At 59.7% G+C, this 24,146-nt stretch carries 16 protein-coding genes; 8 read left to right on the forward strand and 8 right to left on the reverse strand.

Annotated elements, in window-relative coordinates:
* Positions 1–10: 10 nt before the first annotated feature.
* Positions 11–1,285 (reverse strand): ABC transporter substrate-binding protein, encoded by a 1,275-nt coding sequence (locus tag EV130_RS28840; RefSeq protein WP_132662398.1) that lies wholly within the window; start codon positions 1,283–1,285, stop codon positions 11–13.
* Positions 1,286–1,371: 86 nt separating this feature from the next.
* Here EV130_RS28840 and EV130_RS28845 point away from each other — a divergent pair, with 86 nt between their 5' ends.
* Together EV130_RS28845 and EV130_RS28850 are read left to right on the forward strand one after the other, a co-directional pair.
* Complete coding sequence (locus EV130_RS28845) at positions 1,372–2,283, forward strand: helix-turn-helix domain-containing protein (protein ID WP_132553952.1); 912 nt, start codon at positions 1,372–1,374, stop codon at positions 2,281–2,283.
* A 520-nt stretch (positions 2,284–2,803) separates the two neighbouring features.
* Positions 2,804–5,953: a PAS domain S-box protein gene (locus EV130_RS28850; RefSeq protein ID WP_132662400.1), complete on the forward strand. Its 3,150-nt coding sequence runs from the start codon at positions 2,804–2,806 to the stop codon at positions 5,951–5,953.
* Between the two features lie 61 nt (positions 5,954–6,014).
* On the opposite strand, the gene EV130_RS28855 is transcribed toward EV130_RS28850, so the two are convergent.
* Entirely contained in the window at positions 6,015–6,407 is a 393-nt protein-coding gene (locus EV130_RS28855; protein WP_074063340.1) for a response regulator transcription factor, read from the reverse strand.
* Positions 6,408–6,838: 431 nt separating this feature from the next.
* On the opposite strand from EV130_RS28855, the gene EV130_RS28860 reads away from it, so the two are divergent.
* The gene (locus EV130_RS28860) at positions 6,839–7,474 is read left to right on the forward strand and encodes a response regulator transcription factor (protein ID WP_074062596.1); all 636 of its coding nucleotides are present in this window, start codon (positions 6,839–6,841) and stop codon (positions 7,472–7,474) included.
* Positions 7,475–7,519: 45 nt separating this feature from the next.
* Here EV130_RS28860 and EV130_RS28865 read toward each other — a convergent pair whose 3' ends face one another.
* From EV130_RS28865 to EV130_RS28890, 6 genes are all read right to left on the reverse strand, one after another.
* Positions 7,520–7,849, reverse strand: coding sequence for a hypothetical protein (locus EV130_RS28865; RefSeq protein WP_074062597.1), 330 nt, complete (start codon positions 7,847–7,849; stop codon positions 7,520–7,522).
* A gap of 11 nt (positions 7,850–7,860) precedes the next feature.
* Complete coding sequence (locus EV130_RS28870; protein ID WP_074062598.1) at positions 7,861–8,181, reverse strand: hypothetical protein; 321 nt, start codon at positions 8,179–8,181, stop codon at positions 7,861–7,863.
* A 555-nt stretch (positions 8,182–8,736) separates the two neighbouring features.
* Entirely contained in the window at positions 8,737–10,017 is a 1,281-nt protein-coding gene (gene otnK, locus EV130_RS28875) for a 3-oxo-tetronate kinase (RefSeq protein ID WP_132662402.1), read from the reverse strand.
* Between the two features lie 3 nt (positions 10,018–10,020).
* Positions 10,021–10,797 (reverse strand): 2-oxo-tetronate isomerase, encoded by a 777-nt coding sequence (otnI, locus tag EV130_RS28880; RefSeq protein ID WP_074062600.1) that lies wholly within the window; start codon positions 10,795–10,797, stop codon positions 10,021–10,023.
* 10 nt (positions 10,798–10,807) lie between these two features.
* A complete protein-coding gene (ltnD, locus tag EV130_RS28885; protein ID WP_074062601.1) occupies positions 10,808–11,743 on the reverse strand; it encodes an L-threonate dehydrogenase in 936 nt (311 codons plus the stop codon).
* A gap of 85 nt (positions 11,744–11,828) precedes the next feature.
* The gene (locus EV130_RS28890) at positions 11,829–13,145 is read right to left on the reverse strand and encodes an MFS transporter (RefSeq protein WP_132662404.1); all 1,317 of its coding nucleotides are present in this window, start codon (positions 13,143–13,145) and stop codon (positions 11,829–11,831) included.
* Between the two features lie 217 nt (positions 13,146–13,362).
* On the opposite strand from EV130_RS28890, the gene EV130_RS28895 reads away from it, so the two are divergent.
* The 5 genes from EV130_RS28895 to EV130_RS28915 all read left to right on the forward strand — a co-directional run bounded on the left by EV130_RS28895 (position 13,363) and on the right by EV130_RS28915 (position 24,141).
* The gene (locus EV130_RS28895; RefSeq protein WP_165918590.1) at positions 13,363–14,361 is read left to right on the forward strand and encodes a LacI family DNA-binding transcriptional regulator; all 999 of its coding nucleotides are present in this window, start codon (positions 13,363–13,365) and stop codon (positions 14,359–14,361) included.
* A gap of 514 nt (positions 14,362–14,875) precedes the next feature.
* Positions 14,876–16,564 carry an ABC transporter ATP-binding protein/permease gene (locus tag EV130_RS28900; protein WP_132662406.1) on the forward strand — a complete coding sequence of 563 codons (1,689 nt, stop codon included), beginning with the start codon at positions 14,876–14,878 and terminating at the stop codon, positions 16,562–16,564.
* Positions 16,565–16,663: 99 nt separating this feature from the next.
* Positions 16,664–17,332: a CBS domain-containing protein gene (locus EV130_RS28905; protein ID WP_132662408.1), complete on the forward strand. Its 669-nt coding sequence runs from the start codon at positions 16,664–16,666 to the stop codon at positions 17,330–17,332.
* Positions 17,333–17,748: 416 nt separating this feature from the next.
* A complete protein-coding gene (locus EV130_RS28910; RefSeq protein WP_132553967.1) occupies positions 17,749–20,214 on the forward strand; it encodes a phosphoketolase family protein in 2,466 nt (821 codons plus the stop codon).
* Between the two features lie 33 nt (positions 20,215–20,247).
* A complete protein-coding gene (locus tag EV130_RS28915) occupies positions 20,248–24,141 on the forward strand; it encodes a GH36-type glycosyl hydrolase domain-containing protein (protein WP_132662410.1) in 3,894 nt (1,297 codons plus the stop codon).
* Positions 24,142–24,146: the final 5 nt, after the last annotated feature.

The raw sequence follows: 24,146 nt of genomic DNA on the forward strand, positions 1-24,146 counted from the left end.
GACAGGTTGCTCATTCTGCGATCGGAAGACCGGTCGCCGAAGCGATCTGGTTGGCGGCATCATCAAGTGCAGCCTTCGCATCCGGATAACCGCCGGCGAAATACTTCGTCTGCGCTGCCTTGTAGATCGCGTCCGCATCGCTTTGAAACGCCGTCCCGCGGCTCGGCACGATCTTCGGCAGCGTCGAAAGGATATCTGCCCAGACCTTCTGCCCGCCCCAGTAAGGTAGCGGCTCGTTGACGAAAGGATCCTGGACGGCCGACAGCAGCGAAGGGACGAGGCCGAAGGACTTCAGCATCGTGACCTGGCCTTCATTGGTCGCCAGCGCATAGTTCAGATAGGCCCAAGCCGCTTCCTTGTTTTCGGAATTGGCGCTGATGGCCAGCGACGAACCGCCGAGGTTTGCGGCATGCGGGCCGTCGGCCGTGAGGCTCGGCATCATGTAGACGCCCCATTTGCCGGAAAGGTCCGGCGAGCCTGAGCGTATCGTGCCCTCGTACCAGCCGCCATACATCTGGCTTGCGACCTTGCCGGCCGTATTGGCCTGGATCTTCTGGTCCCAGATGGCCGCTGTCAGCGTACCGGCGTCCTTCATCTGCTTGACCTTTTCGAGGGTCGCGACGCAGGCCGGCTGGTTGATGGTGATCGTCTGGCCGTCGGTGGAGAAATAACCGCAGTCTTGCTCGTTGGCGATCATCCGGAACCATTCGCTATCGCCGTTGAAATCGGCCTGGGCCATGACGACGCCAGGATTGGCCTTCGAGATCTCCTTGCCGGCGGCGATGAAATCGTCCCAAGTCTTGATCGTTGCCGGATCGACGCCGGCCTTTTCATAGAAATCGCGGCGGTAAAAGACGGCAACCGGCCCGGAGTCCCACGGCATCGCATAGGCAGCGTCATCCACCTCCAGCTCTGTGCGCTTGAAGTCCGGGAATTTCGCCTGGATTTCCGCCGTATAGCCCAGATCCTTCAGGTTTGCGAAGCAATCCGGGAAGCGGTTCCAGAAGATTTCCGCCTCGAAATTTTCGATCGTCACTATGTCCGGCAGGCCGTCGCCGCCGGCTGCGCAGCCGGCAAGTGTCTTATCGAAGACTTGGCTGTTGCCAAGATCTTCGACAGTCACCTTGATGTCGGGATATTGTTTGTTGAAGCCTTCGAGCGTGGATTTCAGCGCCGATGCTGCGACGTTCCAGCTCCAGATGGTGAGATTGCCCGACTGCGCGAATGCGGAACCGGAAGAAAGCAGTGCGACCGCAGCGGTCGCACCGATAAGTTTGAAGCGCATTGAAAATCCTCCCTTTTCAATTGCCGTCCTTTAGCGAACGTGGCTAAGTTATCCGTAAGGGAGCCGCTGTCTCCTAAAAAGGGAATATCAATTTGGCGGAAAGTAAGGTTGCCAGCAGAGCCATCTATCAGCCGGGCGCAAGCAGCATCGAAGGCTCGCCGACAGAGCTTCAGCTGTTTCATGCCCATCCACCGGTGATGGCGATGCCGCACTGGCATGCGCAGGTGGAGGTGAACTACATCATGCGGGGCACTGTGCATTACCGCATGAACGATCACGAAATGACGCTCAAGGCTGGCGACATGTGCCTCTTCTGGGGCGGCCAGCCGCATCAGATGGATGAGTCTTCGGAAGATTCGCTCTATGCAGGCGCCCATTTGCCGCTCGTCTATTTCTTCCGTCTGCGCCTGCCCGCTGAAATCTCCAGCCGCCTGATGAAGGGCTCGACGCTGCTGACGTCCGATACCGATGCTGCGGACAAAGAGAACTTCTCCCGCTGGTTCCGCTACGCCAATTCGGGCAATCCGGCAAAGGCCCAGCATGCTGTCGACGAGTTGCTGCTTCGCATCGAGCGCATCGCCTTCGAACCCTATTCGATGACGGTCGTCGGCTACGGTGGAAAGGAGGCCGAACAGCCTCACACGCAACCGTCGCGCAGCATTGCCCGGATGTGCGATTTCATCGCCGCCAATTTCATGGAGGACATCGACACCGTCGATATCGCCCGGGCGGCGGACCTGCATCCGAAATATGCAATGAACGTCTTCAAGAAATCGACCGGAATGACGCTCAGCAAATATCTCAATCTGTTGCGCCTCTCCCGCGCCCAGGCGTTGCTGATGGCAGACGATGCCAATGTGCTTCAGGTGGCCATGGACAGTGGTTTCGGCTCCATCAGCGCCTTCAACAAATCCTTCCGCCACATCGCCGGCATGTCTCCGTCGGACTTCCGAAGAGACATTCGCCTCGCCACATCCAGCGGCGCACCGGCAAGCTAGCTGGTTCGCGTCCATAAGCGGCAAACTGCCGATACATGAGAAAAATCACGATATTGCCGGCATCGACACCCTGCGGCTCCAGGTACACTTTCAGATCAAACTCCTGGTTTTAAAGACAAATCCGCAACCGCCTCGCAGCCGAACTTGCGTCAAGAACGCGCCGTCCAGGCCGGTATTCGAACTTTTCGCCGAACGCAAGATCGGTCGCAGCGCGATCTGCTCGGGCTGTTGACGCGGGAACTTCGCCGCACGGTCTTAAGGAGACGCCATGGGCCTGTCGGCCGCAGTGCTGCGCCGCCTCATTGCTGAAGCAGCCTCGTCAGTTGAGCCCTCAGGCTTGGGCTTCCATCTGCAAGTATCCGTCTCGTTGCGGGCTTTTGCCGGGCGGTCGCGGGGCAGGGGCCGAGGAAGTCAGTCCTGCACAAGACCATCACGGAGCTTCGGATTGCGAGCGCCCGGCCACAGGAGCAATATAGGAGACACAAAATATCCATCTGGCCGCCTAAGGCACTCGGCGATCATGTTACGGAACCATTTAATCCTCGCCGTTGCCGGCGTCGTACTCGTTCTAAGTCTGGTCCTGGCCGGTCTATGGATCTGGACGGGAAACGTCATCGTCTCGATCATGTCCGAGCGGCTGATCCGAGAGGTGACGCATGCCGTGCATCGCGACGTTGATCATTTGGTGCGCGCCGCCGACAAGGCGGTGTCCCGCTTGGCCAATGGTCTTGCTCGTCACGACCTGTCACCCGGCGACCCACATGCTGTCGCACAGGAGCTCCATACGTTGCTGGCTGAAGAACCCGACGTCGACTGGATGTTTTTCGGCAACGAGGCCGGCGGGATCGTTTCGGTCGGGCGACTGGCAGATTCAAGCGTCGTGTTTCTGATGACCGATGAATTTCGCGCAAACGTCGTGCGCGAGTTCGAAGCACTGCCAAGCGGCAGGATCGGCCGTTTGCGGAAGTCAGAAGGCGCGTTCGACGCACGCGGGAGGATCTGGTACGCCAGGGCCAAGGAGACGGGCAAGCGCTATTGGACCGAGCCCTATCTCGGTGTAGGCGAGCCGATCTTGGGCATCTCGCTCTCCCTCCCGGTCTTCAACAAGAACCGCAACTTCGTTGGGGTGTGCGGGATCGATCTCATCCTGACTAATCTTTCCAGGTTCTTGCAGACGCTCGAAATCGGCGACAACGGCAGGGCCTTCATCATGGACGCCACAGGACATCTGATTGGCGCGTCGGGAGGAGTGGCGCCCGTCACTATCGGCGCTGACGGCGCGCACCTGCGCCTTCAGGCATCAGAGGCGACCGATCCCATCGTCCGCGAAACTGCCCGCTACCTTCGAAGGTACCCGGGGGTAGCCGGGTCTTCGTCACCTGGACCGCGCGTGTTTTCCTTCAGTGACCCTGAGGGGGGCAGGATCTATGCGGCGGTCGATCGCGCTGAGGCCCCCGGCGCACTTGACTGGACAATCATCTCAGCGGTGCCAGCCTCGGATTTTCTGACGCCTGTATACCGTGCGGCCTATCTGTCGATAGGCGTCGGCACAGTCATCGTCGCTGTCTTCGGGGTCCTCGGACTGGGGCTCGTCGGACGCACGCTGCGGCCGCTGACCGCCTTGACGCAGGCCGCCCACGCGATTGCAAACGGCGAATGGCGGGAAGTGCCCAAGGTCCGTAGAAACGATGAGGTCGGCCTGCTTGCCCAGGCGTTCGCTCTCATGACCTTCCGTCTCAAGGAGACGTTGGAGGGTCTGCGTCGAAGCGAGGCCAACTTTGCAGAAGCGCAACGCGTCGCCCATGTCGGCTATTGGGAGCGTGACCTCGACACAGACTGTCTTACCTGGTCGGACGAGACATACCGCATCTTTGGGTTGACGCCGCGCGCAGGCACGGTCGTCAGTGTTGCCGAAGCGGTTGAGCGGATCCACCCGGAGGATCGGTCGATCTGGAGCCAGGCAGCGGCGGAGGCCATGCGCGGCGAATCTCGCTACGACCTGGAGTACCGCATCGTCCGGCCCGGCGGCGAGCTGCGCATCGTTCACAGCCAGGGCGATCTTACAAGGGACGGGTCGGGTCGGCCGCACAGCATGTTCGGTACGATCCAGGACGTTACCGAGCGCAAGCGGGTCGAAGAGGCGCTGCGGGACAGCGAGGAGCAGTGGAGAGCCGTATTCGAGAACAATCCGACGATGTACTTCATGGTGGACGCAAGCGGCACCGTCGTGTCCGTAAATCCCTTTGGCGCGCAGCAGCTGGGTTACACCGTCGACGAACTGATCGACCGACCCGTAAAGGACATCTTTCACGAGGAGGACCGAGATGCCGTCCAGAGGCATGCAGCCGCCTGTCTCGAACATCTTGGCCGGGCCATGAGCTGGGAACTGCGCAAGATACGCAAGGACGGCTCGATGCTGTGGGTTCGCGAGACGGGCCGAGCGATGGTGATCAAGAAGCGACCTGTCATCCTCATCGTGTGCGAGGACATCACCGAGCGCAAGCGCGCCGAAGAGGCTGCCCGGCGGAGTGAGGAAGAGCTTCGCGAGGTCATCGAGACAGTTCCGGCGATGGTGTGGACGGCCCTGCCCGACGGCCGTGTCGATTTCATCAATCGGCGTTGGCAGGAGTTCACAGGCTTGTCCCTGGACGCAACGGCAGGAGCGAGCTGGGACGCCGAAGCCCGATTTCACCCCGAAGATCTTGAGCATTATATGTCCAGGTGGCATGCCTCCTTGGCCACTGGCCACCCGTTCGAGGTTGAAGTGCGGATCCGTCGGGCAGCTGACGGCGAATACCGCTGGTGGTTCGAAAATGCCGTGCCGCTGCGCGACGAGCACGGAAACATTGCTAAATGGTACGGGTTTCTCGTCGACATTGAAGATCGCAAGAGGGCCGAGGAGGCCCTGCAGAAGGCGCAGGCCGAGCTCGCGCATGTCGCGCGCGTGACCACGATGGGCGCCCTGACCTCCTCCATCGCCCATGAGGTCAACCAGCCGCTGGCCGCCGTGGTCACCAACGCCAATGCCGCCCTCCACTGGCTCGCCAGCGAGCCCCCCAACCTCGACGAGGCGCGGGAGACGGTGGAGCGCATCGTCCGTGACGGGCATCGTGCCGGCGAAGTCATCGGCCGGGTGCGCGCGCTCCTGAAGAAGACAGTCACTGTCACGGCGCAGGTGGACCTGAACGGCCTTGTCGAAGATTCAGTAGCTCTCGTCCAAGGCGAGGTACGCCGCCATCGGATCCTGCTGCGGACCGAGTTGGCGCACGACCTTCCGCACGTTGCGGGCGACCGGGTGCAGTTGCAGCAGGTAATCCTCAACCTGGTGATGAACGGCATGGAGGCGATGAAGACGATCGCAGACCGACCACGCGTACTGCTGATCAGGTCCCGCCTCGACGCATCCGAGGCCGCACTGGTCGAAGTGCACGACACCGGTGTCGGCTTGGAGCCGCAGAGTGTGGAGCGGGTGTTCGAAGCGTTTTTCACGACGAAGGCAGAGGGTCTGGGCATGGGCTTGGCCATTTGCCGGTCGATCATCGAGGCGCACGGGGGGCGACTGTGGGCCCGGACGAACGATCCTTGGGGGGCTGTGTTTCAATTCACCTTGCCTTCGGCTCCGGCCGAGAATGCTCCTGGCGAGCATCCCGGCCCAGCGCCGGCAGTGTGAGGTGGCGGGTCTTGCGACATGCATCACTTCGACGTGCCGATGCCTGGCGTCAGCCGCCCCCTCATCGGTCTTGCCGGTCGGTACCACGGGCCAGCGCAGAACCGATGCACTTCAGCAGATCCTGCTCTCCAAACGGTTTTGCCAGGTAGCCGACAATGTCGGGACCCAACCCACGCCTGTGCGCATTCTCATTCGGATAGGCAGTGATCAGAACGGTCGGAATGCTCTTGCCCAACGCGACAAGGCTCCGGTGCAGATCAAGCCCGTTCATTCCGGACATATGGATGTCCGTTACCAGGCAGGCCGTGCGGTGCAGATGCGGAAACCTCAAGAAATCATCGGCGGATGAAAAAGCCTCGGCGTCAAATCCCAGCGACCTCATGAGTCCCTTGGTAGCCTCGCGCATCGACTGGTCATCATCGACGATCGCAATGAGAGGCTTTTTCGTTGGCACTGCCGCCTCCAAATTCGCGATAGGCGTTTTGCAGAAGTGTGTGGTCGCGGCTTGCAAGATACAGCAGCCTGCAGGGGCGACAAAGTCACTGGGGGCTATACGATGGTATAGATTGCTTAAGACCTGTCGTCGCAAAGTGCAGGGCCGCCAAGTTTTTGGTCCCGCTGGTTGCCGGTTGGGCGTGCCGGCAATGGCAGGAGGTGCAACGCCATAGCGGGCCGATCGATCCTATCGCAACTGGCCTTGTCGCTAAGGGAATTAGGGCGCATTCTGATGTGCGAGAAAGCTTCGGTTCGGCACCGGCTGAGGAGAGAGGGGAGTGTTCTCATTGCGGCATCGCCACTCTGTCGGTTGGGCTTGCCCCGATGCCGCAACAGCGGGTGCAGACCTCTCGTGTCCGCAAGAGCTGCCTTCCTCCGAGGGCCGCTGACATGACGGATGTGCGAGAAACCGCCATCGTCATCGATGATGATCCGGCGATCCGCGAGGCGCTCGGCAGCCTGCTGCGATCCGTCGGTTTTGACGTGAAGCTCCTTTCCTCTGTGGACGACTTCCTCAAGTCCGAACGACCGCACGGGCCGACCTGCCTCGTGCTGGATGTCCGGCTGCCGGGACAAAGCGGTCTTGAATTTCAACGAGAGTTGTCGCGGAGAAACATTCAGCTCCCGATCGTCTTCATCACCGGGCATGGCGACATTCCCATGTCCGTGCAAGCGATGAAAGGGGGGGCGATTGAGTTCTTGACGAAACCGTTCCGCGAGCAGGATCTACTCGATGCCGTTCATGTGGGTCTGGCGCGCGACCGTGCTTGGATTGAGAATGAAAAAGCGTTGGCGACCTTGCGTGCGAATTTTGAGAGCCTGACCCCACGGGAGCGCGAGGTGATGGCTTTGGTGGTGATCGGACGGCTGAACAAACAGATTGCCGCCGATCTAGGCGTGAGTGAAATTACGGTAAAGGTACATCGTAGCCAGGTTATGCAGAAGATGCGTGCCAAGTCCCTGCCCGAACTCGCCCTCATGGCGGACAAGCTGAAGCTGGGGCCAGGAAAGCCGCAAGGCTCCTAGCCGGCCAATCCAGATGAGAGAATCCCTGAAAGGCACCACCCGACCTTAATGTATTGTCACCGAATGCTGCGTAGGGCAAAGCTCCTCGAAGGCCTCTACAAGACGGACAAGCCCGAGCGAGTAGCACAAAAGACCGAACCGCGTCCCGGTAACGTACAGGGTAAATTGAGATGCCCGCGATTGCAGCGCTCGCCCCTTTAGAGACAAGATCGTTTCGCGCGGCATGACGGAAAACGTCATCAAATGAGCTTCAGGATCCAGATTCGGCACTGCTGGATAGTCTGGCGGCATCTGGATCGGATTACCTGATGGCATCGTCCAGCCTTCTGACATGCGCTGCAGGTCGATTTCGATGCGGTTGAGGTCTTGCGTCATGGTGACCATCCTTAGAAGGAGCGCGGAGGAACGAACAGGCAAATGGTGCGACCCGTGGGCTCGCCGGCCACCGTGCATTGGTGAAACTGCCCGTCCGGACTGTTCTTGATGCGAGTATCCCGTGGCGTTATGAGTTCGCCGGTGAGCTTGATGACATATCCGCGGGGGCCCTCGAGAACCCCTTGATCGCGGATCTCGCGGCAATCCATCCCACTGCAGCACGAAAATGGATATGTCCATCCGTGCGGCTGCGCCGCCGTTGGCGTCGCATCATGCGCCACTGCCGGGGCTGCGATCACGAATGGAAAGAGAATAGCTGCTGCCTTGCTCATGATTCGCACCTCGATGGTGAATTGAACCAGCTTCGGTTCTGAAGCCCTTCGAAAAATTGAGCCGCTGCGAAGTAGCGTTCTTTGTCTTTTCGGGCGGCTCCGCCTCCACGATGTGCCGCCCGTCCATTTATGGCGTCTTGGAAAACGGCCCGGTGGGGCAGAATGTAGGCTAACGGTAACAGCACGTTGTCCGGCCTGCCTATTGAACAGGAGGAAGAATCAGATACCAACGAGGAAGGGACGACTTATACGTCGGTCTAGGTACGCTTCAATGCGGGACTATGATTGCAACCTCCAAGTACTGCTTCGTTAAAAGTTCTCGACCTGATGACCAAGCGCTCCTTGCGTCAGGCGAGTTAGACGCGGCGCTTAAAAAAAAGCTCCGCAAGGGGGCAACGGGAACTTTCAAGCCAGGCCCGCACACATGAAAACGGAGATATACGCTCGACAGAAAAGCCGCGCGGAGTTCGGCCAGGAAGTGGTTCTGGGGCGAACTCGTCCATTTTTGATCGGAAGGGCATTTATCTCCCAACCCGTATTTTCGCACCTGAAACGTCAGTGCATCATTGCCAGCGCGGAGGTGAAGAAATCCTCGCCTCCGAAGTTTCCGGATTTCAGGGCCAGGAGCATGTCGCCCTGCTTATTTCCGACCGTTCGCAGCACCGGTACGCCAGGCGCGATTTCCAGGCCGATCAGAAATGCTGGAATGGCGAGCCTGTCGACCGCTGCGCCGGAGGTTTCGCCGCCGGCGATCACCAGGCGCCGCACGCCTCTTGTCATCAGTTCCTCAGCAATGATCGACGTCGCGGTTTCGATAGCGTGGCCCGAGGCGTCCCGTCCGTACTGCGATTGCAGCCGGGCAACGGTTTGGGGCGACGCGCTCGCTGCGACGACGACGGGGCCGGCGGAAATGCGGTTCCCGGCCCAGGAGATCGCGGCGGAAATCTCGTCTGGGCCGGCGAGCAGTTTTTCCGTGTCGAGCCGCAGAACGGGCAACGACCTTTCGGCAACCTCCAGCTGCCGGAGCGTCGCGCTGGAGCAGCTTCCGGCAACGATGGCGGCAAGCCCGCCCACCGGGCGCATGGCGTCAGCAGTTGCTGCGGTGGCGCAACCTACCCGGCCCGAGCGCATAAGGGCACGGGCGAGACCAAGACCAAGGCCCGATGCGCCGGTCGACACCGGTGCTTGGAGCGCCACCTCGCCGAGCGTTTCAAGATCCTGTTCGCAGATCGCATCCGCGATCGCGGCGGTCGCGCCCTCGGCGCGAATGGCCTCAAGCCGCGCCTTTACCGCACCGGCTCCAGCCGAAACCGTTGCCAGGTCGACTGTATCGACCCCACCGCGCGATTGCCGGGCCATGACGCGCACCAGGTTGGCATCATGCATTGGATTGAGGGGGTGATCCTTTAGCGGGCTCTCGTTCAGCGGTTTCCCGTCGACAAAGAGGTGACCGAGATAGACGGTGCGCCCCGTTTCGGGGAAGGCGGGTGTAACCAGCACCGTGCCGCCGCCGGCAGCATGGCTCAGCGCCTCCGTCACCGGACCGATATTGCCGGCATCAGTCGAATCGAAGGTCGAGCAGATCTTGTAAAGGACATGGACCGCCCCGCGCTCGCGCAGCCATCGTTCGGCCCGTGTCGCCGCAGCAACGGCGTCAGCGGCTGCGACGGAGCGAATTTTCATGGAGACGACGACCGCGTCGACATCCGGCAGCGCCAGCGACGGGTCGGGAATGCCGACGGTCTGCACGGTTCGCAGACCGTTCTTCGTCAGCGTGTTGGCAAGGTCTGACGCGCCGGTGTAATCGTCGGCGATCGATCCAAGCAGAATGGTCATCTGCTACCTCCGGGCAAAAGGTCTGAACCAGTCGAGGCCGTCCAGCGTCTGGCCCCGGGGGATATATTCACAGCCTACAAAGCCGACGTAACCGAGCCGGTCGATTTCCTCGAAGAGATAGGGGTAGTTCAGCTCCTCGCCGTCCGGCTCATTGCGCGACGGCACGCTGGCGACCTGGATATGGCCGGTCATCGGCAGCAGGCGGCGCAATCCCATGACCACGTCGCCATGCAAGATCTGGCGGTGATAGACGTCGAACTGAAGCTTTAGATTGGGCAGGCCGAGGTCGGTGATTAGCCGCTCAGCCGCACCGAAATCATTGAGGAAATATCCCGGCATGTTTCGTCCGTTGATGGGCTCGATCAACAGATCGATACCGTCCTCTCCGAGACGCGCCGCAATGTAGGCCACGGAATGCCGGTAGCAGGATGCAGCCTCCATATCAGAGGGCTCGGCAAGACCTGCCATCAGATGCAAGCGCTTTACGCCGGTCGCCGCCGCATAGTCCAGTGCCCGTTCCACGTCAGACTTCAGATCGTCGAACCGCCCAGAAACAGCTGCAACACCGCGCTCGCCTGCTGCCCAATCACCCGGCGGCAGATTGAACAATGCCTGCCGCAGATTGTTGCGGTTTAGCCGTTCGGCGATCGCTTCTGGCGGGGCTTCATAGGGAAAAAGATACTCGACGGCGGAAAATCCGGCATCAGCTGCAGCATCGAAGCGATCGAGGAACGACCATTCGTTAAACATCATCGTCAGGTTGGCTGCGAAAATGGGCATACCGACCTCCTTATCGGGACTCTTTGATTACGCCAGGCAGATGCGTACCCGAGAGCTGGGCATAGAGCCGGGCAAGCGAGGAATCGTCGTCACGGCCCATACCGGCGCCTGAAGCCGCAAGGTACATCTGCAAGGCGGCCGCCACCAACGGCACCGGATAACGCTCCGAGCGCGCCATGTCTTGAACGATGCCGAGATCCTTGACGAAAATCTCGATGGCGCTGAGCGGCCTGTAGTCTCCCGCCAGCACATGCGGGATCCGGTTTTCGAACATCCACGAATTGCCGGCCGACGCCGTGATCACCTCGTAGACCTTATCGAGATCGAGGCCTTGCTTGGCAGCGAAGGCGATCGCTTCGCACGCAGCGGCGATGTGCACGCCGGCAAGGAGTTGGTTGATCATCTTGAAGGCAGCCCCTGTGCCAGCCGAATCGCCAAGTTCATAGACCTTGGCGGCCATGGCATCGAGGGCCGGGCGGGCCGCTTCGAAGGCAAGCCTGGAACCGGACGCCATGATCGTCAGCTCGCCGCTCGACGCTTTTGCCGCGCCGCCGGAAATTGGCGCGTCGAGGTAATGCAGGCCAAGGGCCTCCACCTGGCGTGCCAGGTCTTTCGCAACGGCCGGATCCATTGTCGCAGAAGAAATGAATACGGCCCCTGGTTTTACCAGGCTTGCGACACCTTCGGCACCGAACAACAGGGCCCCGGTCTGCGCGCCGTTTACGACGACAGAAACGATGATGTCAGCGCCCCGAACCGCCTCGGCGGGCGAGGCCGCGCCCCGGCCGCCATCGGCGACGAAGCGATCGATGGCGGCAGGCGCGATGTCATAGCCGACGACGTCGAGGCCCGCGCGCTTCATCGACCGGGCCATGCCGGCCCCCATGGAGCCGAGGCCGATCACGGCAGCGACCGTCTGTCCCAGATTGTCAACATGCGATGCCATGGCGATATTCTCCAGGTTATTGAAATTGAGCGCAGGCCCGGCTCCTTGAAGCCATAGATCTCGAAAGGGCCTGCAGCTGGAAAGTTTAGCGATTGACGGTTTTTCTGGGAACCGCCAGCACCGCCAGCGAGCCGACGATGAGCGCTGCGGCCAGGAAATACATGCCGGCGCTGTTGCTGCCGGTGAGATCCTTCAGATAACCCACCAGAAACGGCCCGAGAAATCCGGCGAGGTTTCCGACCGAATTAATCCAGGCAATGCCGGCGGCCGCACCCGTACCGACGAGAAAAGCCGTTGGAAGTGACCAGAAGAGGGGTGCGCAACTGATTGCGCCTGCGGCGGCGAGCGAGAGGCAGGCTATGGCGACTGTCGTGCTTGTAGCCGTCGTTGCTGCGATAAAGCCGGCGGCCGCGATGAGCGCGGGAATGACGAGGTGCCACCGCCGTTCGCGCAGCCTGTCGGAGGAGCGTCCAAGCGCCAGCATGACAACGAAAGCGCAAATGTAGGGGATCGCGGAAATGAGGCCGATATTCAGATTTCCGGTTACGCCCGAAGCCTTCACAATGGACGGCATCCAGAAATTCAGTCCATACTGCCCGAGCACGAAGCAGAAATAGATAAGGCACATCAGCCAGACGCGGCGGTCCGTCAGTGTTGCGGCAATGCTGTGGGGGCTTGAGACCTTGGCCCGGTTGTCTGCTTCGATATTGGCCGTCAGCACCGCCTTTTCGTCTTCGTCCAGCCATTTGGCGGCCCGGATCGTATCATCGAGATAGAAGTACGTGGCTGCGCCGAAAAGAATGGCCGGAATGGCCTCGATGAGGAACATCCATTGCCAGCCGGAAAGACCGTGCGTTCCGTGGAAGCTGTCCATCAGCAGGCCCGAGAGCGGATTACCGAAGATGGCAGATATCGGGATCGCGGACATGAACGTGGTGATGATCTTGGCGCGGCGATGGGCCGGATACCAGGACGTCAGGTACAAGATAATACCGGGGAAGAATCCTGCCTCGGCTACGCCCAGAAGGAAACGCAGGATATAGAAGACGGTCTCCGACGAGGTGAACATGAAAGCGGCGGAAACGACGCCCCAGGTGACCATTATACGGGCCATCCAAACCCGCGCTCCAACCTTGTTCATGATGACGTTGCTGGGCACTTCAAAAAGAAAATACCCGATGAAGAAGATGCCTGCACCGATGCCATAAGCCGCTTCCGATAGACCGAGTTCGCTCGCCATCTGAAGCTTCGCGAAGCCGACATTGACGCGGTCGAGATACGCGACGACGTAGCAAAGCATCAAAAAAGGGACTATTCGCCAGAATACCTTTCCATATGCACGATCCTCCACCGCCTGTGCGGGGTACACGCCATCGACTGGCGCCTGCGTTTGCAGCGTCATGATTTCCTCCAAAGGTTTACCGCAAATCTCCTTCCGCGGTACGCCGGCCGTGAGATTGGCAGCGCTGCCATTTCCTTTAGCCCATTTTGGCAGCGCTGCCCACAGCAAAATTGGCAGCGCTGCCAAGAAGAAACTTGCTTCTTGCTGAAAGCAGTGAAAAATGGCGAAAGAATCCGATATCGTCCGGCACGAGGCAGCCGCAGGTTCAAGCATGACTGTGGAATTCAAACACCAGACGACAGTAACGCTTGCAGAGGTCGCAGAAGCGGCCGGGGTCGGCGAGAGCACGGTGTCGCGCGTGCTGCGCAACCACGGCTCCTTTTCCGACAAGACGCGCGAGCGGGTCATGGCGGCGGTAGAGCGGCTGGGTTATGTACCGAACCGGATCGCGGGTACTCTGGCCTCCAACGGTTCGCGTCTTGTTGCCTTCGTTGTCCCATCGCTATCAAACATCGTCTTTCCCGACGTCCTGAGAGGCGCAAGCACCATTCTGGAGGAAAATCGATACCAGGCGGTGTTTTCCGTCAGCGACTATGATCCGCACAAGGAGGAAGCTCTGACCGCTGCGATGCTCGCCTGGCGGCCGGCGGCAGTCATGGTGGCCGGATACGAGCACACCGACGGTACCATAAAGAGATTGCGCGCGAGCGGTTGCCGGATCGTGGAACTGCTCGACGTGGACGGTGATGCTCTCGACATGGCCGTCGGCTTTTCCAACCGTGCTGCCGGACGGCAAAGTGCTGCCTTCCTGCTAAAGCGGGGCTATCGCCGCATCGGTTATGTCGGTCACGACCTGAACCGCGACACCCGCGCCGGCAAGCGGTTTTCCGGCTTCTGCGAAGCCCTCGCCGCTGGCGATGCGACCCTTGCCGATCGCGAGATTCTCGCAGGGGCATCATCCGTGGAGAACGGCAGGCTGGGGCTGGAACAGTTGCTCGCCCGAAGCGCAGATCTCGATGCCGTTTATTTTTCGAACGACGACATGGCGCTGGGCGGCTATTTTCATTGCCTCGCAAGGGGAATTTCGATCCCCTCACAGCTTGCCATATTCGGCTATAACGGTCTCGATATCGGCCGGGTAACGCCGCAGCCGCTCTCGACCATCCGCACCCCGCGCGTTGAGACCGGAAAGGTGGCCGCACAGCTTGTCGTCAATAATTCGCCCTCCCAGGTGGTCGATCTCGGATTTGAGCTGATCGAAGGGGCAACCGCTTGAGTGCTTCAGAGGCGGAGCGATCGTCACAGATAGCCACTCCCAAGACGGAGCGCAGAACTGCGCTTTCCAGGGCTTCAGACAGCAAGCGATGGATCGTTATTCGGTTTTGGAATTTGGCCATGGTTGGCAATCCGATTCCACCATTCGAATGCAAACAAGGCATCGAATTTCCTCGGAGCCGATTGTTATTCGTCGTAAGCTTTGTTTGCGGGGGCGTGATCAGATCGAAACCTGCACATTGCCGTGGTTGAACCGTGACGACTGCCGTTAGAGGCTTGCGCTGCCTGGACAGGCTTGCGTGACCTTGTCGACACAGGGCCGATCTCGCCTTGTGGTGATCTCGTTGCTGACGATTTCACTGAAAGTATGAGCAGGCCGCCGGTTGAGGGAGTATATCGGTCAGAGTATTCCGCAGATCTTCACGGCACGGCCTGCGGGGACGTTTGGTTTTGGCGCTGCCCGACAACCAAGAGGCCGCTCCTCCTCATAACTGGAGCCTGCCAGAGGGGATGCCATGGACACGCAACAGATTCCGTTCAAGGTAACCGCCGCTCGATTCGTGCGGGCCGTCAGGATCTTTATGACTTCCGAAGTCGGCAGACAGGCTAGGATGATGTTTGCCGGGCTCGTGGCGCTTTTCTTGGCGCTTAGCAGCCTTAACGTTGTCAACAGCTACGTAGGCCGTAACTTCATGACCGCGATCGCCAATCGCGAAATGGCTGAATTCATCCGGCAAGCGATATTTTACATCGGTGTCTTTGCGGCATTCACCGTTGTTGCAGTCGTCGCCCGGTTCACCGAAGAGCGACTTGCGCTGCTCTGGCGGGAATTTTTGACCCGGCGGGCCATCAATCTCTATCTCACCGATGGAACCTACTATCATCTGGGCGTCTCGGGACAGCTCACCTATCCCGACCAGCGGATCGCCGAGGACATGCGTGCGTTCACCGTCACCACGCTGTCTTTCATCTTGATGGTGCTCAACAGCGGCCTCACGATCGTCGCCTTTTCCGGTGTGCTGTGGTCGATAAGTCCCTTGCTGTTTGTCGTCGCAATTATGTATGCGGCTTGCGGTTCGTACCTGACGATTGCGCTCGGGCGACCGCTCATCAAGCTAAACTACGACCAGCTCGACAAGGAGGCCAGCTTTCGCTCCGGCCTTATTCAAGTGCGAGAAAACGCTGAATCCATTATGCTGGCGCGCTACGAAGAACCGCAGGCCCTTCGCCTGTCGCAGCGACTGGAGGAGGTGGTAGCCAACTTTCGCAAGATTACCGCCATCAATCGCAACGTGGGATTCTTCACCACCGGCTACAACTGGCTGATCCAGATCATTCCTGCCCTGCTCATTGCCCCTGCCTATATGAGAGGGGATATCGATTTCGGCGTCATCACCCAATCCGGCGCAGCCTTCGCAATGCTTGTGGGTGCATTCTCGCTGATCATAACCCAGTTCCAGTCCCTCTCTAGCTTCGCGGCGGTCGTCGCGCGGCTCAGCTCCCTGATGGAGGCCATCGAACAGGCACAAAGATCCGTTAGGTCAGGTATCGAGATCGTCGAGGAAGAAGGGCGTCTGGCGTACGAGCAGTTGACCCTGCTGTCATCGGCAGACGGCCACCCTCTCGTCAAGGAGTTGTCGATCTCGATCCCTGCCGGTACGCGCGTCCTGATCACCGGACCGGCTGAGGCTGCACGCGTCGCGCTGTTCAGAGCGACGGCCGGCGTTTCCTTCAATGGGTCCGGACGCATCGTTCATCCAGGTTCCGGCGAGATACTCTTCCTGCCTCAGCGGCCCTATCTGCCGGCCAGTACGCTGCGCCAGATACTCGTACGAAACGAGCGCGCCGATGAAATTCCGGACGAGCACATCATCCAGCTTCTGCGCGAGCTTAATCTCGGACAGATCGTTGAACAGGCAGGCGGATTACATGTCGAGAAAGATTGGGAAATGTTGCTTTCGCTGGAAGCGCAGCAACTCCTGGCACTCGTCAATATCAACCTCGCGGCGCCGCGGTTCGCCTTCCTGGATCGAATCGACACGACGCTCGGTCCCGAGCGATTTCACAAGATCATGCGGATGCTTTCTGAAAATTCGATCACCGTCATCAACAACGCCGAAACCGTCGCCTTGCGCGATTGCCACGACGCGGTCTTGGAATTCGGTGAGGATGGCGGGTGGACGTGGACGGTAAAGGGAGCCTGACGCATCGCCGCTGCAATACCGGTGAACTGGTTGTCGAAGGCCTGCAACAGGTTTATTTTGTCCGCTCCTCGGTGCCTGGAGGGGGAAGGTGGTGCAGAGATGCTAGTCAAAGATGTGATGATGAAGAAAGTGGTTGGAGTTTCGCCGGACAACAGCGTCCGGCGGGCTGCTGAGATCATGCTCGCCAATCACGTAAGTGGTGTTCCAGTCATTGACGACGCAGGCCGTCTCGTCGGGATCATCAGCGAGGGCGATCTGTTGCGGAGAACGGAGTTGGGGCGTGGAGCCATTGCCGACCTTGGAGGTCAGGCTTTTTCCGCCGAGGACAGAGCCAAGGCCTATGTTAAGAGCAACGCGTGGAGGGTGGCTGACGTCATGAGCCGCAACCCTGTGGTCGTGGAAGAAGACGCGTCTCTTGCCCACGTCTCTGGTTTGATGCAGGAGCATGGCATCAAGCGAATTCCGGTCATGAAAAAGGGCGCGCTGGTCGGCATCGTCAGTCGTGCGGACCTTCTCAAAGCAATTGTTACGGCCCACCAGGATGAAACCGCGCCCGGTGACGAGGCCATCCGTCGCAGCATATCGATCCGCCTCAGCGAAAATACGGGCCTAGAAGGAAAAGACATGACCGTGACCGTCATCGACGGTGTCGCTCACCTATGGGGAAAGGTTGATACAGCAGAGTGCAGGAAGGCAGCGCGAGTAGCGGCCGAGAATGTCCGCGGCGTGATAAAAGTGGTTGAGCATTATCCTGAGGATGGTCCGTGACAGGCAGAATCGGATCTGCGATCACGAGACCAGCTCTTCGCCGATGGCTTCGTCTCGGATCATATCTCCAGCGCTTTCGATTTTTAACTGTGCTTAGGATGTTTTTTGTGCGAATATTAGATTATTCGCATACTGTTGGCTTGGCACGAGGAACGTACTTGACGGCAGGGCTAAATTTACTTGAATCAGAGGCATGGATGACAGTCCACCGGCCATGAACGCCGGCCGGCCAGTGCCTTAGCTGAGCTGCATGCGGTCGGGTTAATACCGCTCGAACCGCAGACTATGCCCCTGCTCCAGCATCCCTCCGCCAAGCCGGGCATCGCTCGCTCGAATGTTAGACATCTAGCCAATTCGACGATTCTCATCTTGGAAGATCTTACCGCAGCAATCTGGGCTCAGAGGAGGAGGCACCCATGGTCTCGCTTAAGACGGCAGGAGATGCAAAGGTCTCTATAAACAAGAGCATGGCAGCGGACGGTCCCCTTTCGGCGGAAGAATTACAGTCGATGGATGCCTATTGGCGGGCATCGAACTACCTGTCGGTCGGACAGATCTATCTTCTCGACAATCCTTTGCTGAAAGAACCGCTAAAGCGCGAGCACATAAAGCCGCGGCTGCTTGGTCACTGGGGCACGTCGCCAGGCTTGAACATGCTTTACGCCCACCTCAATCGCGTTATCAAACGCGATGATCTCAACATGATCTACGTCATCGGGCCGGGACATGGCGGGCCATCATTGGTCGCTCACGCCTATCTCGAAGGCACCTACAGCGAAGTCTATCCCAACATTGGCCAAGACACGGAGGGCATGAAGAGGCTGTTCAAACAGTTCAGTTTTCCAGGCGGCATCCCGAGCCACGTTGCTCCCGAAACACCCGGCAGCATTCACGAGGGCGGCGAACTGGGCTATGCCCTCAGCCACGCCTACGGAGCGGCGTTCGACAATCCGGATCTGATTGTCGCCTGCGTTGTCGGCGACGGAGAAGCCGAGACGGGGCCGCTTGCAACAGGCTGGCAAAGCAACAAGTTCCTGAATCCTGCTCGCGATGGTTGCGTGTTGCCTATCCTGCACCTGAACGGCTACAAGATCGCCAATCCATGCTTTCTAGCCCGCATTCCCCGCGACGAGCTGAGGAAATTTTTCGAAGGCATGGGTTACACGCCATATTTCGTCGAGGGTGACGACCCTGCCGGTGTGCACCAGCAACTGGCTGGCGTCCTTGATACAGCAGTGGCGGATATCCAGGAAATCTGGGCAGATGCCCGCGACAGAGGCAACGTGAAACGTCCCATGTGGCCGATGATCGTTTTCCGCACACCCAAAGGCTGGACCTGCCCGCCTGAGATAGACGGCAAGAAATCCGAAGGCTATTGGCGCTCGCACCAAGTGCCGATGGGCGACATGGACAAGCCGGAGCACATCCGTATTCTCGAAGGATGGATGAAGAGCTACCGCCCCGAGGAACTGTTCGACGACGGTGGCCGGTTCAAACCGGAGCTTGCAGCGCTTGCCCCTGCAGGGCATCGTCGAATGAGCGACAACCCCCACGCCAACGGCGGCTTGCTGCTGCGGGACCTGAAGATGCCCGACTTCCGGGATTATGCGGTATCCGTACCGAGCCCTGGGGCAACCATCGCCGAGTCTGCGCGGACGATGGGCGCGTTTCTCCGGGATATCATGAAGATGAACATGGAGAGCAAGAACTTCCGCCTGTTCAGCCCTGATGAAAACAACTCGAACCGCTGGCAGGATGTGCTGGAAGTCACCAATCGCTGCTACATGGCGGATATCTACCCGGATGATGATCATCTGGCGCCGGACGGCCGGGTGATGGAGGTCCTCAGCGAGCACCAATGCCAGGGCTGGCTGGAAGGCTACCTGGTGACCGGCCGGCATGGCTTCTTTTCCTGCTATGAAGCCTTCATCCACATTATCGACTCGATGTTCAACCAGCACGCCAAATGGCTGAAGGTGTGCAACCACATTCCATGGCGGCGACCGATCGCCTCGCTCAACTACTTCCTGAGCTCCCACGTCTGGCGGCAGGACCACAATGGCTTCAGCCACCAGGATCCGGGGTTCATCGACCATGTGGTCAACAAGAAGGCGGACGTCGTGCGGATATATCTGCCGCCGGACGCCAATACTCTTCTCTCGGTAACAGATCACTGCCTGCGCAGCCGCAACTACGTCAATGTCGTTGTCGCCGGCAAGCAGCCTGCCCCGCAGTGGCTCACGATGGATCAGGCCATCAAGCATTGCAATGAGGGCCTTGGTATCTGGGAATGGGCAAGCAACGACAAGGGCACCGAGCCTGACGTCGTGATGGCATGTTGTGGCGACGTTCCAACGCTCGAGACACTCGCGGCAGTCGAGCTGATACGGGAGCATATTCCGGAGCTGAAAGTCCGCGTCATCAATGTAGTGAACCTGATGAAGCTCCAACCGCCATCCGAGCATCCGCACGGCCTGTCGGATCGCGATTTTGATGCTCTCTTCACCAAGAACAAGCCGATCATCTTCGCCTTCCATGGCTATCCATGGCTTATCCACCGGCTCACCTACCGCCGCACCAACCACGCCAGTCTGCACGTGCGCGGCTACAAGGAAGAGGGAACGACGACGACGCCGTTCGACATGGTTGTGCTGAATGAAATGGACCGCTTCCATCTGGTCGAGGACGTGATCGACCGGCTGCCACAACTCGGTGCGCGCGCGGCCTATTTCAAACAGGCAATTCATGAAAAGCTGATCGAACATAGGCAGTACATCGAGAAATACGGCGACGACATGCCAGCAATAAGCGGCTGGAAATGGGGATTGAAAGGCCAGGCAGGAGCCCCCCATAGAACCTCGACCGAAGGGGACAATGCCTGAGCGACGGCACAGCCCAATCGAACGGAGGTTCCAGTGGCAACGAGCACGTCCGAGGCAGTACGCAAGCGCAGCACCGCCGAGCCGGCCAATCCCGGCTCAGCGGTCGCGTTGCTTTCCAACGATCGGTATAGTGTCCTGGTCACAGCAGCCGGGGCCGGTTACGGAACCTGGCAAGGTCTTGACATTACCCGGTGGCGCGAGGACAGCACCCGCGATTGCTGGGGCCAATTTTGTTATGTTCGGGATCTCAATGACAACGATCTCTGGTCTATCGGACGGCAGCCGGTATCTTTGCCATCAAATGTCTACGAGCACGCCTTTCACGGAGACAGGGCCGAATTCTGCTGTCATGCCGGTGACATCGAGATTTTCTCGAAAATCTGTGTCGCGTCCGACGTGGACGCGGAAGTGCGTATGCTCACGGTCACGAACAATGGCACAAGGGAGCGAACGCTCGAACTGACAAGCTATGCCGAGGTCTGCCTGAACAATCGTCGTGCAGACATGGCGCATCCGGCTTTTGTCAAGCTCTTTGTCGAAACACGGTATGACGGGGCGACAGGCGCCTTGTTTGCGCGCCGCAGGCCCCGTGCTGCCGGGGAAAAGGCCACTTGGGCAGTCCACGTTTCCTCATCGAACCTGCCGCCTTCCCAAGACCTCCAATATGAAACTGATCGGCTGAGATTTCTTGGCCGAGGCCGAACGACAGCCAATCCCGTGATATTCGACGCGGGTGGATCGCTCTCCGGGACTGCAGGTCCCGTCCTCGACCCGGTTTTCTGTTTGCGACGGACGGTTCGCATGGCTCCAGGCGCTGTAGCCCGCGTCGCCTTCGTCACAGGCGCTGCGCAAGACCAGTCCGCCGTCGAGCTCATCGCCGCAAGATATGCCAAGATCGACGCGGCCGAGCAAGCCTTCGCCGAAGCATCGGAGAGATATCGAAGCGAGCTTCAGACGTTGAGCCTTACGCCTGACGATGTCTCGTTGTTCAATCGGTTGGCCGGGAGTGTCGTCTTTGCAAACCCGACGATGCGGCAGGTGACAGCGCTGCAGAACGAACGACTGGATCGGGCGGCTTTGTGGGCTCATGGTGTCTCCGGCGACCTCCCCATCGTACTGGTGCGCGCAAATGCCGGCAAGGACCATGCCCTCATTCGGCAGGTGATGATGGGCCACGATTTCCTTCGGCGGAAGGGCTTGGGATTTGACCTTGTCCTGCTTGACGAGGGCGGCGCAGCCAACACCAAGCGACTGACCGAAAAGCTGCTATCTGGCCCGCAAGCCGAAGTGATCGGTAAACCCGGCGGAATCTTTATCCTTTCCGCGCCCGATACCGAGAGCGAACACTTGAGGACCATCGAAACGGCGGCGCGCATAGTCATGCTGGGAAGCGGCGGCGAACTTGCCGACCAGCTCGACCGGCCCTTGCCCGCTCTGTCACCTCTTTCGCAGACGTTGGCCGCTCGGGTGAGCGAGCAACCTGCAGCCTCACCTTCTATCCCGGTGGAGGATTTGCAGCACTGGAACGGATTCGGAGGCTTCACGCCCGACGGGCGCGAGTATGTCGTGCGTGTGGACGCTGTCAGACCACGAGCCCCCGTCCTTCCGCCTGCACCTTGGACCAACGTGATCGCAAACCCTGATTTTGGCTGCCTGACAACTGAAGCCGGTCTTGGCTATACCTGGTCGGAGAACAGCCAGATGAACCGGCTGACGCCGTGGTCGAACGATCCGGTTACGGATGCGCCGGGCGAGGTCCTTTATTTGCGAGATGAAGAAACCGGAGACGTCTGGACGCCGACACCGCTGCCTCTCGGTCCTGGTGCGGTCGTGACTGTTCGTCACGGCCAAGGTTACAGCCGGTATGCAAGTCACAGCCGTCACATCAGTCAAGAACTGACGGTATCGGTGCCGCCTAACGATCCGGTCAAGATCATTCGACTTCGGCTTAGCAACGACGACACCCGGGTTCGGCATGTCACCGCAACCTACTTCGCCGAGTGGGTGCTTGGGACCCAGCGCGAAGAGACGGCAACGCGGATTGTTTGCGAGCGGGATGCCAGATCGCATGCGATTGTGGCCAGGAACCCCTGGGCCGGAGATTTTGCGCAAAAGCTGGCGTTTGCAGCCGCCAGTCAGCCGCTAAGGTCGGCAACCTCCGACCGTAGCGAGTTCCTGGGCCAATACGGTTCGGTGTTTCAGCCTGCGGCCCTGGAGCGAACCAATCTGGCAGAGCGTTTTGGCCCGTTGCTGGATCCCTGCGCCGCGCTGATGGTGGAGATATCGCTGCTTCCCGGCGAAAGCAGGGAGGTTGTCTTTATACTTGGAGAAGCCGCCGGCCTCGACGAGGTCAGCAGGCTCGTCCATGACCATGCGGACGTCGAGCGCGCATGCGAAAGCCTGTCGGCCGCCTCCCGCCAATGGGATGACATTCTAAACTCGATCCAGGTCTCCACGCCGGACCCCGGCATGAACTTGATGATGAATCGCTGGTTGCTGTACCAGGTCCTGGTATGCCGCGTATGGGCGCGCACGTCAAATTATCAGTCCGGCGGTGCCTACGGTTTCAGGGATCAGCTTCAGGACGTCATGGCGCTGGTCTACAGCACACCGAACGAAGCCCGCTCCCAGATCCTGCGAGCTGCGGCACGCCAATTCGAGGAGGGGGACGTCCAGCACTGGTGGCATCCTCCATCCGGCGTCGGCGTTCGTACACGAATCACCGACGATTTGTATTTTCTGCCGCTTGTCGTTCAACACTACGTGTCCACGACAGGCGACGTTCAACTGCTCGACGAAATGGTGCCCTACATCACCTCACCGGTGCTGAAAGAGGACCAGGAGGAAGACTTCAACCAGCCGGCGGTCAGCGAGCAGTCCGGCACCATCTACGAGCACTGCGTCCGTGCGCTGGAGCATGGTTACCGTTTGGGCAGCCACGGTCTTCCCCTGATGGGAACAGGCGACTGGAACGACGGCATGAACAAGGTCGGCGCGGAAGGCAGGGGAGAGAGCGTCTGGAACGGCTGGTTCTTTCTCACGGTCCTCAAGTCATTTGCCACGATTTCGGCGGCACGCGGAGATCAAAGCCGTGCCACCTGGTGTCGCGAACGGACAGAAGCTTTGCGCAAAGCCCTTGAAGCCAACGCCTGGGACGGTGGCTGGTATCGCCGAGCCTATTTTGACGATGGCACGCCGCTCGGGTCGTCCCTGAACGACGAATGCCGGATCGACGCCATCCCGCAGGCCTGGGCTGTCATTTCGGGCGAAGCCGATGCTGGACGGGCTTCAAAGGCGATGCGTGAGGTCCACGACCGGCTGGTACGGCAAGAGGACAAGCTGATCAAACTCTTCGACCCGCCTTTTGACGAAGGCTTGCTGCAACCCGGCTACATCAAGGGCTATGTCCCCGGCATCCGCGAAAATGGCGGCCAATACACGCATGCGGCAACCTGGGTTGTCTGGGCGACGGCCTTGCAGGGCGACGGCGATCTCGCCCTGAAGCTTTGGAACCTGATCAATCCGATTTGTCATGGCGCGACGAGAGATCAAATCGAATGCTACAAGGTGGAACCATATGCGGTCAGCGCCGATATCTATGGCGCGCCCCCACACACAGGGCGCGGTGGATGGACCTGGTACACTGGATCGGCCAGTTGGTTCTATCGCGCCGCGCTCGAGGCGATCCTCGGCTTTCGCCAGCAAGGGCGGTTGCTGCGGTTTGAACCGTGCGTTCCGCCAAGCTGGCCATCTTATGAGATCACATACCGAACTGGATCGACGATCTATCGAATCCGTTTCGACAACGCAAGGGGCAGTGGCCGAGGCGTGCATTCTGTCACACTGGACGGTGAGCCTGTCGCGAACGGAGCCGTCCGGCTTGCCGAAGACGGACGTACGCACGATGTCCACGTCGTAGTCGGTTAGCGGCC

Source organism: Rhizobium azibense (assembly GCF_004342325.1).
Classification (GTDB): domain Bacteria; phylum Pseudomonadota; class Alphaproteobacteria; order Rhizobiales; family Rhizobiaceae; genus Rhizobium; species Rhizobium etli_B.